This is a genomic window from Novosphingobium rosa NBRC 15208 (assembly GCF_001598555.1).
Lineage (GTDB): Bacteria > Pseudomonadota > Alphaproteobacteria > Sphingomonadales > Sphingomonadaceae > Novosphingobium > Novosphingobium rosa.
On sequence record NZ_BCZE01000052.1, the window covers coordinates 15,606 to 29,739 of the forward strand.

At 64.5% G+C, this 14,134-nt stretch carries 11 protein-coding genes; 7 read left to right on the forward strand and 4 right to left on the reverse strand.

Annotated features, from left to right (window positions below; genetic code table 11):
* The first annotated feature begins 32 nt into the window (after nucleotides 1-32).
* Nucleotides 33-1,016, forward strand: a complete 984-nt coding sequence (locus SR3_RS19090; RefSeq protein ID WP_084455721.1) for an agmatine deiminase family protein — start codon at nucleotides 33-35, stop codon at nucleotides 1,014-1,016.
* Between the two features lie 481 nt (nucleotides 1,017-1,497).
* On the opposite strand, the gene phbB is transcribed toward SR3_RS19090, so the two are convergent.
* Nucleotides 1,498-2,220, reverse strand: a complete 723-nt coding sequence (phbB, locus tag SR3_RS19095) for an acetoacetyl-CoA reductase (protein WP_068089888.1) — start codon at nucleotides 2,218-2,220, stop codon at nucleotides 1,498-1,500.
* Nucleotides 2,221-2,454: 234 nt separating this feature from the next.
* On the reverse strand, nucleotides 2,455-3,321 hold the full coding sequence (locus SR3_RS19100; protein ID WP_245653993.1) for a hypothetical protein: 867 nt from the start codon (nucleotides 3,319-3,321) through the stop codon (nucleotides 2,455-2,457).
* Between the two features lie 309 nt (nucleotides 3,322-3,630).
* On the opposite strand from SR3_RS19100, the gene SR3_RS19105 reads away from it, so the two are divergent.
* The 6 genes from SR3_RS19105 (at nucleotide 3,631) to SR3_RS31445 (ending at nucleotide 10,597) form a co-directional block, all read left to right on the forward strand.
* Nucleotides 3,631-4,131, forward strand: coding sequence for a DUF3576 domain-containing protein (locus SR3_RS19105; RefSeq protein ID WP_084455720.1), 501 nt, complete (start codon nucleotides 3,631-3,633; stop codon nucleotides 4,129-4,131).
* An 87-nt stretch (nucleotides 4,132-4,218) separates the two neighbouring features.
* Nucleotides 4,219-6,738, forward strand: coding sequence for a leucine--tRNA ligase (gene leuS, locus SR3_RS19110; RefSeq protein ID WP_068089890.1), 2,520 nt, complete (start codon nucleotides 4,219-4,221; stop codon nucleotides 6,736-6,738).
* A gap of 5 nt (nucleotides 6,739-6,743) precedes the next feature.
* Nucleotides 6,744-7,292 carry an LPS assembly lipoprotein LptE gene (gene lptE / locus SR3_RS19115; RefSeq protein ID WP_068089891.1) on the forward strand — a complete coding sequence of 183 codons (549 nt, stop codon included), beginning with the start codon at nucleotides 6,744-6,746 and terminating at the stop codon, nucleotides 7,290-7,292.
* A gap of 7 nt (nucleotides 7,293-7,299) precedes the next feature.
* The gene (gene holA, locus SR3_RS19120) at nucleotides 7,300-8,328 is read left to right on the forward strand and encodes a DNA polymerase III subunit delta (protein WP_068089892.1); all 1,029 of its coding nucleotides are present in this window, start codon (nucleotides 7,300-7,302) and stop codon (nucleotides 8,326-8,328) included.
* 156 nt (nucleotides 8,329-8,484) lie between these two features.
* Nucleotides 8,485-9,921, forward strand: coding sequence for a sugar transferase (locus SR3_RS32475; RefSeq protein WP_245653994.1), 1,437 nt, complete (start codon nucleotides 8,485-8,487; stop codon nucleotides 9,919-9,921).
* Between the two features lie 280 nt (nucleotides 9,922-10,201).
* Nucleotides 10,202-10,597, forward strand: a complete 396-nt coding sequence (locus tag SR3_RS31445; protein ID WP_157098968.1) for a hypothetical protein — start codon at nucleotides 10,202-10,204, stop codon at nucleotides 10,595-10,597.
* Between the two features lie 168 nt (nucleotides 10,598-10,765).
* Here the strand turns inward: SR3_RS31445 and SR3_RS19130 are convergent, their stop codons facing one another.
* Nucleotides 10,766-12,457 carry an FMN-binding glutamate synthase family protein gene (locus SR3_RS19130; protein ID WP_068089893.1) on the reverse strand — a complete coding sequence of 564 codons (1,692 nt, stop codon included), beginning with the start codon at nucleotides 12,455-12,457 and terminating at the stop codon, nucleotides 10,766-10,768.
* A 136-nt stretch (nucleotides 12,458-12,593) separates the two neighbouring features.
* Nucleotides 12,594-13,952: a carbohydrate porin gene (locus SR3_RS19135; RefSeq protein WP_068089894.1), complete on the reverse strand. Its 1,359-nt coding sequence runs from the start codon at nucleotides 13,950-13,952 to the stop codon at nucleotides 12,594-12,596.
* Nucleotides 13,953-14,134: the final 182 nt, after the last annotated feature.

Consider the following 14,134-nt stretch of genomic DNA (forward strand, 5'->3'; position numbering starts at 1 on the left):
ATGGGATGCGATCAGCGGCTATGGGCCCGCCCATGACCCAATGGCGCTTCCCCCCCGAATGGCACATGCAGGACTGGCTGTGGATCGGCTTCCCGCATGATGGCGATGAATGGCCCGGCTTCCTTGAGCAGGCCCAGGTGCAGATGGCGGCCTTCGCCAGCGCGGTGGCCGAAAGCGGCCAGCAGGTCCGCCTGCTGGTCCGCAACGAGGCCAATGAGGCCCGCGCCCGCGCCCTGTGCAGCGAAAAGGTGCAGATCGAGCGCCGCACCTATGGCGACGTCTGGCTGCGTGACACCGGCCCGCTGGTGATGACCAATTCCGCTGGCGGCCGCATCGCCAAGCGCTTTGGCTTCAACGGCTGGGGCGGCAAATATCTGATGGACGGCGACCAGACCATCGGCGCCGAAATCGCCGCCGACGCCGGGCTGGAGATCGAAACCGCCGACTGGATCCTTGAAGGCGGCGCCATCGATGCGGACGGCACCGGTCTGGTCGTCACCACCGAGCAGTGCCTGCTCAACCCCAATCGCAACCCGCATCTGTCGCGCGAAGACCTTGAAATGCGCCTGCAGCGTGACCTCGGCTTCAACCGCGTGCTGTGGCTGGGCGAAGGCCTGATCAACGATCACACCGACGGCCATGTCGACAACCTTGCCCGCTTCGTGGCCCACAATGTGCTGGCCCTGCCCAAGGCCACCGGCGAGAATGACCCCAACGCCCATATCTACGCCGATGCCCGCGCCCGCGCGGAAGGCGCCGGCGTGGTGGTGAAGAGCATCCCCTCGCCGGGCCGCGTCGAGCGCGATGGCCGCATCGAGCCCGCCAGCTATATGAACTTCGCCATCACCTCGCGCCTTGTTGTGGTGCCCATCTACGGCACGCCGCATGACGCGGACGGCGTGGCCGCCATCGCGGAACTCTTCCCCGGCCGCGACACGGTGGGCATCATGGCCGATGCGATTCTGGCGGGCGGCGGCTCCTTCCACTGCTCCAGCCAGCAGATGCCGCGCATTTAACGCTTTCTTATCAGGTCGAGGCCCATGGTGATCCCATGAGCTTCAACCTCTCACGCCTCAACGCCGACGCCCTGATCGAGGGCCTGCGCGCTGCTGTCGTGCTGGGTTGCGCCGCCGCCCTGGCCTTTGCCGGGCTGGCCGCGCACGCCTGAAGCCGCAGACTTAGACGGAGGGCCAGCGCGGAAGCTCCCACATTTTCCGCGCTGGCCTGATTTTTTCAGAAATTAAGGAAAATGCGAGGGGGTTACCCCCTCGCGCTCCCATGCCGTCTTCCGACGCAAGGGCGGTTGTGCCCTATCGTGGTGCGCGAACTCTCCACCAGCGCAGCGAAAAGGCGCCGCAGGCAGGAAGCCCCGGCGCCTTTCCTATCGTTTATGCCTGCGGCGCAGCGACCTGGCTCTATGGCCGAACCCGATGCGCAACGCAGACATGTAAAGGGAGCGCGAGGGTGATGACCCTCGCACTTAACCCTTTTGACCCCTTAATACATATGCTGCCCGCCATTGAGCGACAGGGTGGAGCCGGTCACGAACCCGGCATCCTCGGCGCAGAGGAACGCCACGGCGCGCGCGATTTCCTTGGCCTGCCCCAGACGCCCAACCGGAATCTTGGCGACGATCTTTTCCAGCACGGCCTCAGGCACGGCGGCAACCATATCGGTGTCGATATAGCCCGGCGCGATGGCGTTGACGGTGACGCCGAACTTGGCGCCTTCCTGCGCTAGGGCCTTGGTGAAGCCATGGATGCCCGATTTGGCAGCGGCATAGTTGACCTGACCGTACTGCCCGGCCTGACCGTTGATCGAGCCGATGTTGACGATGCGGCCCCATTTGCGATCACGCATGCCGGGGAAGGTGGCCTTGGCCATGTTGAAGCAACCGCCGAGGTTGATGCGCATCACCTCGTTCCAGTCGTCGAAGCTCATCTTGTGCAGCACGGCGTCGCGGGTGATGCCGGCGTTGTTGACCACCACATCGACGGGGCCGAGGTCGGCCTCCACCTTCTTCACGCCTTCCAGCGTGGCGTCATGATCGCCCACGTCCCATTTGTAAGCCGCGATGCCGGTGGCGTCGGTGAAGGCCTTGGCCTTCTCGTCATTGCCTGCGTAATTGGCTGCGACCGTGTAACCCAGATCCTTGAGCGCGAGGCTGATTGCCTTGCCGATGCCGCGCGTGCCGCCCGTGACGATGGCGATTCTGGTCATAAAGTCTCCCAATGCGTGAAGCGTGATCGACGTCCCGGCCCAGGGCGAGTGAGGTGGGCGGGCGGGCGACAGAGGGTCGCCTCATCTGTGATCCTAGATCAGTGGCGCGGTGAATCAATAACCGATTCACGCCGGGAAACAAATTGTTGAATATTGCAACTATTTGACATTGCAGTGCAAAATAAAGAACTTCGCACCTGCAGCATGGGGATGTGTGTTCCCATCCGGTTTGTTTTAAAACCGGAATTGCGTTCCGACATAGACGGCCTGGCTGTCAGACTTGCCGTCGGGCGACATGCTTTTTATCCGGTCGCGATCCTGCGAGTAGCGCACGCCTGCTGTCACATCGAAATTGCGGGAGACGCGGTAGCTGCCGCCGACATCCACGCTCTGCTCGCCAAGCGTTTCCAGCGTGCGGGGCGCGCGCCCGGCCCGCTCCTTGTCGTCCAGCTGCACGTGAGGGGCCAGACGCGAGACGGTGGCCGCCGCCGAATTGTCCGCCTGCGTATAGGCGGAGAGGTCGGGCATCTCGGCGCCGCGCCGGGAATCGCGCGCGATATCCTTGGGCAGATCCTTGGGCAGGGTGAAATTGGCGCTGGCCGGGGTGAAGCCCTGATAGCCATGCGCCAGACCCAGATTGTAGGCGGTGGAGGCCAGATGCAGCACCGGCGGCGTGGGCGCGGAATAGGCCGGGCTGCGGATGGCGGGCCCGCGCACCACGATGGCATGGGCGGTGGCTTCATCCACGCGCACCGCCACCGTCACCGAGCGGTCGGGGCGGGCGGAGAGGCCTGCGGGCGTATAACGGAACAGCGGCGGGCCGCCGGAACGCGATGCCAGCGCACGGGTCAGATGCGGGTCGGTCTGCGCCGGGGCAAAGCCGCCGCCGCTCTGTTTCAGCACGCTCTGGTTGATGCCCAGGCCGGGCAGGGCGGCTTCCAGCTTGCTGGAATAGGCCAGCACGGCGCTGGGCAGCGCCAGCACGAAGACGGCGATGCCCATCACCAGCGCGGGAGACGAGCTGTTGCCCTCCAGCCTGCTGCCTGCGGGGAGTCGTGTCTGCATGGTGGCCATGGACGAGGGGCCCGAACCTTCTTTCATGAAAACGAAAGGCGAATCTTGAACGTAAAAGCGCGTGCTGCGCGCGATGCCGTAGATCTGCGCTATAGCTGCACATCATGGCATCGCCAAGCTGAACCCATGATGGCCGGGAAAGGTCCACAGGGCCGATATTCAGCACAGGTTCACGGCTGGAAAGGCGAGAAGGCGGTGCGGCCCCCGCTGCCGGGGCTTGCCGCCGGGGCGGGGGCAGCTATAGAGGCCAGAACGCCTGCGCGCTGACATGACGCAAATGTCGGCGCGTTCGGCATGTATGGCGGGCGGGTCTACGGCCGGTTGCAAGGATTTGGTATGACGACGGGATTGGTGGAAGTGAAGAAAGCTGGTCGCGCGTCGCGTGCGGGCCTGCGCGCCGCAGTTGTGGCGCTGGGCGTTCTGGCGCTGGCTGGTTGCAGCCATGGTCCGCTGCATATCAAGCATCACCGTGCCCGTCCGGGCCGTCTGGCCCTGCCGCCCACGAATGTGACGACGATCGGCGTCAACAGCTTCCTGTGGCGCGCCAGCCTCGACGTGCTCAGCTTCATGCCGCTGGTGCAGACCGACAGCAATGGCGGCGTGATCGTGACCGACTGGTATTCCAACCCCAGCAACCCCGGTGAGCGCATGAAGGTCACCGTGACCATTCTGGACAAGGATCTGCGGTCTGACGCGCTGCGCGTGGCCGCCAGCCGTCAGGTCAACCAGGGCGGGGCCTGGGTGGATGCGCCGGTGAAGGCCGCCACCGTGCAGCAGCTGGAAGATGTGATCCTGACCAAGGCGCGCGATCTGCGCCGTGGCACCATTCAGCAGTAATTTCGCCGGTTACCGCCTCTTCCCCGCCCGTCGCTGTTTCGCGTGAGGCGGAAAGGGGCGGGCGGCATGAAGGAAGAAGCAGTTACCATGAGCGAGCGTTTCGAAGCCAACACCGCTGACACCCATTGGCAGCGCGTGTGGGACGAGGCCCAGTCCTTCAAGGCCGACGACAGCTCGCCCAAGCCGCGCAGCTATGTGCTTGAGATGTTTCCCTATCCTTCGGGGCGCATCCATATCGGCCATGTGCGCAACTACACGATGGGCGATGTGCTGGCCCGTTACAAGCGGATGCAGGGCTTCGAGGTGCTGCACCCCATGGGCTGGGATGCTTTCGGCATGCCCGCCGAGAATGCCGCCATGGAAAAGGGCGTCCACCCCGGCGGTTGGACCCGCGACAACATCGCCAACATGAAGGCGCAGTTGAAGCGCCTGGGCTTCGCGCTCGACTGGAGCCGCGAGCTGGCGACCTGTGAGCCCGACTATTACGGGCAGGAGCAGGCGCTGTTCCTCGATCTCTACGCTGCTGGTTTGGTCTACCGCAAGGAATCGACGGTCAACTGGGACCCGATCGACCAGACCGTGCTGGCCAACGAACAGGTGATCGACGGGCGCGGCTGGCGCAGCGGCGCGATGGTCGAGAAGCGCAAGCTGTCGCAGTGGTTCCTGAAGATCACTGATTTCGCCGATGAACTGCTCGAAGGTCTGGGCTCGCTGGAGCATTGGCCCGAGAAGGTGAAGCTGATGCAGGAGAACTGGATCGGCAAATCGCAGGGCCTGCAGTTCAGCTTCCACCTCTCGAATGGCGCCGGGCTGGATGTTTACACCACCCGCCCGGACACAATCTTTGGCGCCAGCTTTGTCGCCGTGGCCGCCGATCACCCGGTGGCGCAGGGCGTGGCCGAGCATAATGCCGAAGCCGCCGCCTTCATCGAGCTGTGCAAGCAGGGCGGCACCACCGCCGCCGAGCTGGAAACCGCCGAAAAGCTGGGCTTCGACACCGGCATCACCGCGCGCCATCCCTTCACCGGGGCCGAGCTGCCGGTCTTCATCGCCAATTTCGTGCTGATGGAATATGGCACCGGCGCCGTGATGGCCGTGCCGGGCCATGACCAGCGCGATTTCGAATTCGCCACCAAATACAGCCTGCCGATCCTGCGCGTCGTCGCCGCCAGGGCCGAGGAGGCCGACAAGCCCTTCGGTAAGGAAGCCGAGGCCGGTGACGGCATTCTGGTGAACTCGGACTTCCTCAACGGCCTGTCGGTGGCCGAAGCCAAGAAGGCGATCATCGCGCGCATCGAGGCCAATGGCTCGGGCGAGGGCAAGACTGTGTGGCGCCTGCGCGACTGGGGCGTTTCGCGCCAGCGCTATTGGGGCACGCCGATCCCCTTCATCCATTGCGAGATCTGCGGCGTGGTCCCCGTGCCCAAGAAGCAGCTGCCCGTGGTGCTGCCCGAGGATGTGGATTTCGCCACGCCCGGCAATCCGCTGGCGCGTCACGCCACCTGGAAGCATGTCGATTGCCCGCAATGCGGCCATGCGGCGCGGCGCGAGACCGATACGCTGGACACCTTCGTGGACTCCAGCTGGTACTTCCTGCGCTTCGCCAGCCAGCCGAGCGATGCGCCCTTCGATCCGGCCGAGATCGCCCGCTGGTTGCCGGTCGGCCAGTATATCGGCGGTATCGAGCATGCGATCCTGCATCTGCTCTACGCCCGTTTCTGGACTCGCGCCCTCTCGCGCATCAGCAAGATCGAGGTGAAGGAGCCCTTCGCCAGCCTGTTCACGCAGGGCATGGTGACGCATGAGACCTACAGCCGCGTCGATCCCGCCAATGGCCAGCCCGTGTGGTTCAGCCCCCGCGAGGTGGAGCGCAGCGGCGAGGGCGCCACGCTGAAATCCGATGGCGGCGCGGTGGAGATTGGCCGCGTCATCAAGATGTCGAAGTCGAAGAAGAACGTGGTCGATCCCGATGAGATCGTCGCCACTTACGGCGCCGATGCGATCCGCTGGTTCATGCTCTCCGACAGCCCGCCCGAGCGCGATCTGCCCTGGAGCGAGGCCGGCATCGAGGGCTGCGCCCGCTTCGTGCAGCGCCTGTGGCGACTGTTCGGCCAGTATGACGCCAGCGCCTCGGGCGAGGACAAGGCGGTGGAGCGCAAGATCCACCAGACCGTCCATGCCGCCGCGCAGGACATTGAATCGCTGGGCTTCAACAAGGCCGTGGCGCGCATCTACGAGCTGACCGGCGCGGTGGAAAAGGCGGCGCCCAGCGCCAGCCGCAACAATGGCATCAAGGCCGTGCTGCTGCTGATCGCCCCGATGATGCCGCATCTGGCCGAAGAGGCCTGGGCCAAGATTGGCGAGGGCCTGATTGCCGATGCCGCCTGGCCCGAAGTCGATCCGGCGCTGCTGGTCGATGATGAGGTCACCGTGGCCATTCAGGTCAAGGGCAAGCTGCGCGACACCGTCACCGTCGCCAAGGGCACCTCCAAGGAGGAGCTGGAAAGGCTGGCGCGGGCGTCGGAAAAGGTGCAGCGTGCGCTGGAAGGCGCCGAGATCAAGAAGGTGATCGTGGTGCCCGACCGTCTCGTCAATCTGGTGGCCTGAACCTTATGAAGCGCTTTCTGGCTCTCGCCCTGATCGCCGCGCCGCTGCTTAGCGGCTGCGGGCTGCATCCGCTCTATGAGGGGGGCAGCCATGCGGCGGTCTCGCAGGGGCTCGACGATGTCGATGTGCCGGCGATTCCGGGGCAGAAGGGCTGGCTGATGCGCAACGCGCTTGAGGACCGGATGCACCCCACCGGCAACCGTGAGGGCGCCAAGCGCTTCCGCCTCGATGTGCGGCTGGATGACAAGCTGGAGGGCCTTGGCCTGCTGGCCAACGATTCGGTGGGCCGCGAAAGGCGCACCCTGCGCGCGCGCTATCAGCTGGTGGACACCGCCACGGGCGAGATCCTGCTCGATGCCACCGCCGGTTCGGATGCGGGCATCGATGTGGTTTCCAGCGAATATGCCACCGTGGCCGCCGAGCAGAGCGCTTTGGAGAACCTGACCCGCGTGGTGGCCGATCGTATCGTCACCTCGCTGGCGGTGCGGCTGCGCAAGGGCGATATCGAGGCTGATCCCAAGCCCGCCAACAACGCTTCAGACCCCAAGCGCTGAGCGCGCGATGAAGCTGACGCAGAAGGATTTTCCTGCTCAAGCCGCCCGCGCGGTGCGTGATTGCAGCGTGTTCTTCTTCTGCGGTTCGGATGAAGCGAGCGTGCAGGATGCCGCCACGCGCATCCTGCACCTGCTGCCCGACCCCGGCGAAAGGGTGGAGTTCACCGGCGCGGAGCTGCGCCGCGACACCGCGCGGCTGGGGGACGAGGCTCGTTCCACCTCTTTGTTCGGAGACCGGCGCTACCTCTGGGTCCGCGCCTCGGGCGATGAGGCGCATGATGCGCTGGAGGTGCTGGTGGGCGGCGAGCGGCTCTGGCCGGTGATCGTTCAGGCACCTGGCGCCACCGACAAGGGCAAATGCGCGAAGCTGCTGGAAAAGCGCGACGACGCCGTGGTGGCCATGTTCTATCCGCCCGATCTGCGTTCCGTCACCGCATCGGTACGCGGCATGGCCAGCGCGGCGGGTCTGCGCATGGCCAATGACCTTGCCGAGCGAATCGCCGCCGCCAGCGGGCTGGATACGCGCCTTGCTCAGTCCGAAGTCACCAAACTGGCACTTTTTCTCGACGCCAGCCCGGAAAGGCCGCGTGACGCCGATATGGCCTCCTTCGCCGCCATTGGCGCTACCACCGAGGATGACGGGCTTAATCCCATCGTCAACGCCGTGCTGGGCGGCGATGTGGCGCGGCTGGGTGGCGAACTGAAGCGCATGGGTGAGATCGGTCTTAACCCCGTTGGTGTATTGCTGGCGGTGGAGCGCCGCGCTTCGCAATTGGCGGGCCTTGCCGCCCGCATGGGGCCGCAGGGTGATGCCCGCAGCTTTATCGAGGGTGAAAAGGCCGCCCGCCGCGTCTTCTGGAAGGATGCTGATGATTTAACGCGACAATTATCGCGCTGGCATGGTCCCACTTTGGAACGTTTGGTCGACAGGCTGCTGATTCTTCACCGCCAATTGTTAACGAACAGTCAGCAAGCAGATCTGCTTTTGGCCCAGGGTTTGGCTGAAATAACAAGGGCTGCCGCGCGAAAGCGATGAATTGCTTTGTAGCTGCGACATGAGTTTACAACTCTGTCAGATGCGTCTTGCTGCAGCGCAATGAAACCAGTAGTGTTCCTTATGAGCAGCCGGGGGGCAAGTTCACCCTTATCTTTCAGCTGCCGACATGCTTTCCCCCTACCGGCAGGAGCGATCATGTCTGGAGCCACGATCAAGATGAACGCACCTGTCGCACGTCTGGGAGGTTCGCTGCGCAAGCGGGCGAAGGCGCGTGCCCGCGCCGCCCGCATGCCCTTGATGCCATCGCTCCAGCGCCGCCGCCTGCAATGCTACGGCCTGCTGATGGTGGCCGATATGGCCGCGCTCTTCGTGGGCTTCGCGCTCACCGGCTTTGCCTATAACGCGCGCGCCGGGCTGATCGAATCGCTGATGCTGGCCCAGCTGGTGCTGCCCGTCTTCCTGACCGTGGCGCTCTACAACGACGGCTATTCGATCAAGTCGCTGCGCAGCACCGAAAGAAGCGTGACCTCCGCGCTGATGGCGCTGATGGTCTCGGCGGCGGTGGTGCTGTTCATCACCTTCTATGCGCGCAGCACGGCGGATTATTCGCGAACCGGCTTTACGCTCGGCGTGCTGGCCAGCGTGCTGACTCTGGGCTGGGAGCGTCTGCAGATGCGCCGCGTGGTGCGCTGGCGCTGCGGCTCCTCGGTCATCAACGAGCTGGTGATCGACGACGATGGCCCCGCCATAAGCGTGCCCGGCGCCTATCACGTCTCCGCCCGCAGCTTCAACCTCGAGCCCTCGCTGAGCGACCCCGCCGCGCTGGACCGCATCGGTCTGGTGATGCGCAACGCCGACCGCGTGATCGTCAGCGCCCCGGCCGAGCGCCGCGTGGAATGGAGCATCATCCTGAAAGGCGCCAATGTCGCGGGCGAGGTCATCGATGACAGCGTGATGCGTCTGGGCGCCAATGGCGCGCGCATCGCCGCCGGTCATGGGGTGTTGCAGGTCTCGGTGGGCCCGCTGGGGCTGCGCAGCCGCATCACGAAGCGCCTGCTGGACCTTTCCATCGCCGGTGCGGCTGTGCTGGCGCTTTCGCCCCTGCTGCTGGCCGTGGCGCTGGCGATCAAGCTGGAGGACGGCGGCCCGGTCTTCTTCTTCCAGCGCCGTGTGGGGCGCGGCAACCGCTTCTTCCCGATCATGAAGTTCCGCTCGATGACGGAGAACAAGGTCGGCAAGGATGGCGGGCAGTCGGCCTCCAAGGATGACAAGCGCATCACCCGCATCGGCAAGCTGATCCGCTCGACCTCGATCGACGAGCTGCCCCAGCTGTTCAACGTGCTGCGCGGGGACATGAGCCTTGTCGGCCCGCGTCCCCACGCCACCGGCTCGCTGGCGGGCGACAAGCTGTTCTGGGAAGTGGACGTGCGCTACTGGCAGCGCCATGCGCTGAAGCCGGGCCTGACCGGGCTGGCGCAGATCCGCGGCCTGCGCGGGGCGACGGACCGGGAAGAAGATCTCTCCGGCCGGTTGAACGCCGACCTTGAGTATCTGGCGGGCTGGTCGCTGTGGCGCGATATGTGGATCATCGTGGCGACCTTCCGGGTGTTGGTGCACGATAAGGCTTATTGAGCTTTTTCCGGATTTAAGAAGAAGAGAAGATGCGAGGGCCATCGCCCTCGCGCTCCCTTTCGTGTCTGCGTTGCGTTTTGACCTATCGGTTGTGCGCGCATTGACAGGGGGGGCTGGGGTTTGGAGCGCCACGGCAGCGTATTTCTCTGGATCGGTTGCCTGCGGCGCTTCTGGATGCGCGGGCTTCGCGTGATGGCTGCGGCTTATCAGCAACTCCAGAAGCGGCCATTCCGGATCCGACAACATTGCGGACATGGGCGAAGCGTTTTAACCTGTAGCTATGCAACTAAAACACTTCGTTTTCGCCATTATCGGACTGGCCGTAGTTTCGACCGGCAGCATAGTTGGCTATCAGAACGGTTATCGGTGGGGGCTGCATAAAGGGCAAATAGAGGGCCTTCAAGCTGGCAGGGATCGTTTTGACCAAGAATGGAGCGGCAGCAAAGGTGATCCTTATTTTGCTACTCAGATCAAAGACGCCAAGGCTCGGTGGAATGCCAAAAATGGCGTTCCGTCAAATCGTGCAGATGGGGGGCGGGTGCCGATCCTCATGGCTTTCCCTGACCAAAACTGTATTCAGTTGAAACTGGCTTCAGGCAGTGTCGGAGGCGAGCCTATTTACTGCTATAAAGGAAATTCCACGGACTTGATGAAAGAATATAGCGACGTGGAATGACGTCCGCTTCCCTCAACTTAACGGCCATACACCGCTGCGAAGCAGCTTTAACAACGCCACGCCGCGTCCTGACCTAAGGTTGATGCTTCAGCGCAACGCCGACAATAAAGGGATCGCAAAGGGCGATGGCCCTTTGCCCGCCGGAGGCATCAAACCCCTTCCAAAAAATCAAACCAAAGCCAACCGGTCCCCATCCGCACGCTGGAAGCTGTCGACATCGGCGGCCTCCCACCAGCGGCGCAGTTGGGGGTCTTCGCTGCCCGCCACGAGTTCTCCGGGCCGGGCGAAGGCGTAGATTTCGTCCAGCTGGCGCATTTCGGCGACATTGATCCTCTGTCGCAGATGCGAGGGGCGCAGATCGGAAGGGCTGTTGAGCCCGCTCGCCACGATGATCTCGTGCAGGGCCCGTAACGTGGTGCCGTGGAAGCGTGCCACACGCTCGGCCTTTTCGGGCACCACCAGCCCGCGCTGGCGGGCTGCCGACTGCGTGGCGATCCCGGTCGGGCAATTGCCGGTGTGGCACTTCAGTGACTGGATGCAGCCGATCGAGAACATGAAGGCACGCGCGGCGTTGCACCAGTCGGCGCCCAGCGCGGCGTTCACCGCGATGGAGGCGCCGGAGGTGACCTTGCCGCTGGCCGCCAGCCTCACCTGTCCCTTCAATCCCGCGCCGACCAATGCGTTGCGGGCCAGTACCAGCCCCTCACGCAAGGGCATGCCCATCTTGTCGGAGAGTTCCTTGGGGGCGGCGCCGGTGCCACCCTCGGCGCCGTCGATCACCATGAAGTCCAGCGTGATGCCGGTGGCCAGCATCGCCTTGGAAATGGCGAACAGCTCATGCGGCAGGCCGACGCACAGCTTGATCCCCACCGGCTTGCCGCCGGAGAGGTCACGCAGTTTCGCGGCGAATTCCACCAGTTCGCGCGGGGTGGAAAAGGCGCTGTGGCGGGGGGGCGAGACGCAATCCTCGCCCATGGGCACGCCGCGCGTGCTGGCGATTTCGGGCGTCACCTTGGCGGCGGGCAGCACGCCGCCATGGCCGGGCTTGGCGCCTTGGGAAAGCTTCAGCTCGATCATCTTGACGGAGGGATGCGCCGCATGGTCGGCGAACATCACCGGGTCGAAATGGCCGGATTTGTCGCGGCAGCCGAAATAGCCCGAGGCCACCTGCCAGCACACATCCCCGCCATGCTTCAAATGATAGGGCGACATCGAACCTTCGCCCGTATCATGATAGCAGCCCGCCAGCTTGGCCCCGAGATTCAAAGCCTCAATGGCATGGGCGCCAAGGGCCCCGAAGCTCATCGCCGAAACATTCAGGCGCGAGGCGGAATAGGGCACTTTGCACTGATCGGAGCCCACCATCACCCGCATATCGGGATTGGCATCGGGGTTGGGGGCCATGGAGTGGGCCAGCCATTCGTACTCGTCGGAATAAACGTCCAGCTGGGTGCCGAAGGGGTGGGCGTCCGCCGTGCCATGGGCGCGGGCATAGACCAGATCGCGCTCCTCATGGGTGAAGGGGCGGCCATCGAGGTCACCCTCGACCAGATAGGCGCGCGAGAAGGGGCGCAGCGATTCAAACAGCCAGCGGAAGCGCGCCGCGCCGGGATAGTTGCGCCGCAGGCTGTGCGAGCGCTGGGTCAGATCCGCCAGCGCCAGAGCCAGCATCGGCAGGCCCGCCACCAGCAACCACAGCCAGTCGTTCGATCCCGAAACGATCTTGCCGGTTACGCCGCCAGCGCACAGCACAGCCCCGGCCCATAGCACGACATTGCGCCGCCATGGCTCATCACGAAACAGCGCCATGGCGAGCGGAATCGGGGCACGGCCTGGGGTTGGCGTGGCGGCATCGGTCATCGCAGTCTCCACCCCCGGCGGGTTTGGAGCGGGTCGCCGGGTTTAGGCGGTTAGGTCGCGCTTGTGCCGTGCCATGTAAAGCAAAATTGGCCCCCTCTCCGACCATGGGATGGGGAGGGGAACAAAGGTCCAGAGATCAGAATCCGACATGCAGCCGCGCGCCCAGCACATTGGCGGGGCCACGGTCGCGGTTGTAGCCGGGATTGGCGATATGCTGGAAATCGATCGTCGCGCTGGCCCAGCTGACGGGGCGATAGGTGTAATAAGCTTCCAGAATGCGCTCGTCGCCGGGGTGAGGCAGGGCGCCATCGCCCACCAGCACGCCGATGCCGCCCGCCGCCAGATAACGCTGGAAATCACGCGAGATGCCGTTGTTCACAAAGGCCAGCGCGACATTGTCCTGCGCGCGGCCCCAGCCCTTGCCCTTCAGCGAACCACCCACGGCGATTGTGCGATCGATATCGGTGAAATCATAGGTCTCGATGGCGCCATTGGTGGTGCCTGCGCGCAGAAAGACGCCCAGATTGGCGGTGAGGCTCTGCTCGGCATTCATCGAGACGCCTGCGCGGTTCTGCATGCGCCGCACCGGGGCCAGATCGACATCGCCGCCGGTGGCGCGGGCCAGCGCCACGGCATCGTTGTACCGCGCGAACATGCCCCGGTTGCGGAAGCCCGTCACGCGGATCACGCCGGGCTGGCCCAGCAGCGTGTGGCGATGCTCGATCTCGGCCACGATCTCGTTCTGGCGCAGGTTGGTGCCCAGCTCTTCGCCATTGGGAATCTTCGAGAGGGTGAAGAGACCGCCACGCAGCGTCCAGTCGCCCTGATACCACTCGACAGCCGCGCCATAGGTGTAGCCCCAGGCGTTGGCGGCGTAATCGAAGCTGCCGGTGTCCACCACCGACCAGTTGAGGAAATCGCCGCGCGGATCATGGGCGTAGCTGTTGGTGTCGAACACATCGCCCACGCCGATCTTGCCCGCCGTGATGACGATGCGATTCTGCGTGGTGGTGGTGCGCAGCTGGTTGGCGGCGGCATCCAGCGTCAACGCCTTGCCGCCGAGCGCGATGGTCTGGCGCAGGAACAGGCGCTGCAGCTTGAAGTAAGGGTTGCTCTTGCCGACCTTATAGGCCTCGGCGCTGGGGAAGCCGCCCGCGCCCAGCGTGTTGGAGAGGCCGAAACCCTGATCGATCTCCGGGTTCACCCAGAGTTCCGCGCCCTTCCATGGGCGCACGCCCAGATAGAGCGTGGCGTCCACGGTTTCCTCGGTGTCGTGCGGGTGCAGGCTGTTGTCGCCGGTGTAGGGCGAGGCAAAGCCCTTCACGCCCTGCACCACCAGAGTCGACTGGGCATGCACGGCATAGGTCTGATCGGGCTTGGCGTCAGCTGACTGGTCCGAAGCGGCGGCATCGGCCGTTTGAGCAGCGGCAAAAGGCACCGGCAGCGCGCCCAGAAGGCCGAGCGAAACAAGAGGACGCAGGATCGAAAAGGCCATGGAAATCTCCCCCAGCGGCGCTTGGCATGAAAATATGACAGTTCCGACAGCAGCCTCACCGTGGATTTGCAGGGAAGCAGCGTAAGGGCCCATCTGATCGGCGTCGCCATATACCCTAGGGGAGTATAGTATCAACTCTCTTGTCGGCTCTTTCGTCGCGGCAAGGCGGATGCCGCCGGCGA

What these genes read in the sequence shown, in the direction of transcription:
- SR3_RS19090 (WP_084455721.1), top strand. Translation starts at nt 33, where the DNA reads ATGACCCAATGGCGCTTCCCCCCCGAATGGCACATGCAGGACTGGCTG.
- phbB (WP_068089888.1), bottom strand. Translation starts at nt 2,220, where the DNA reads ATGACCAGAATCGCCATCGTCACGGGCGGCACGCGCGGCATCGGCAAG.
- SR3_RS19100 (WP_245653993.1), bottom strand. Translation starts at nt 3,321, where the DNA reads ATGAAAGAAGGTTCGGGCCCCTCGTCCATGGCCACCATGCAGACACGA.
- SR3_RS19105 (WP_084455720.1), top strand. Translation starts at nt 3,631, where the DNA reads ATGACGACGGGATTGGTGGAAGTGAAGAAAGCTGGTCGCGCGTCGCGT.
- leuS (WP_068089890.1), top strand. Translation starts at nt 4,219, where the DNA reads ATGAGCGAGCGTTTCGAAGCCAACACCGCTGACACCCATTGGCAGCGC.
- lptE (WP_068089891.1), top strand. Translation starts at nt 6,744, where the DNA reads ATGAAGCGCTTTCTGGCTCTCGCCCTGATCGCCGCGCCGCTGCTTAGC.
- holA (WP_068089892.1), top strand. Translation starts at nt 7,300, where the DNA reads ATGAAGCTGACGCAGAAGGATTTTCCTGCTCAAGCCGCCCGCGCGGTG.
- SR3_RS32475 (WP_245653994.1), top strand. Translation starts at nt 8,485, where the DNA reads ATGTCTGGAGCCACGATCAAGATGAACGCACCTGTCGCACGTCTGGGA.
- SR3_RS31445 (WP_157098968.1), top strand. Translation starts at nt 10,202, where the DNA reads ATGCAACTAAAACACTTCGTTTTCGCCATTATCGGACTGGCCGTAGTT.
- SR3_RS19130 (WP_068089893.1), bottom strand. Translation starts at nt 12,457, where the DNA reads ATGACCGATGCCGCCACGCCAACCCCAGGCCGTGCCCCGATTCCGCTC.
- SR3_RS19135 (WP_068089894.1), bottom strand. Translation starts at nt 13,952, where the DNA reads ATGGCCTTTTCGATCCTGCGTCCTCTTGTTTCGCTCGGCCTTCTGGGC.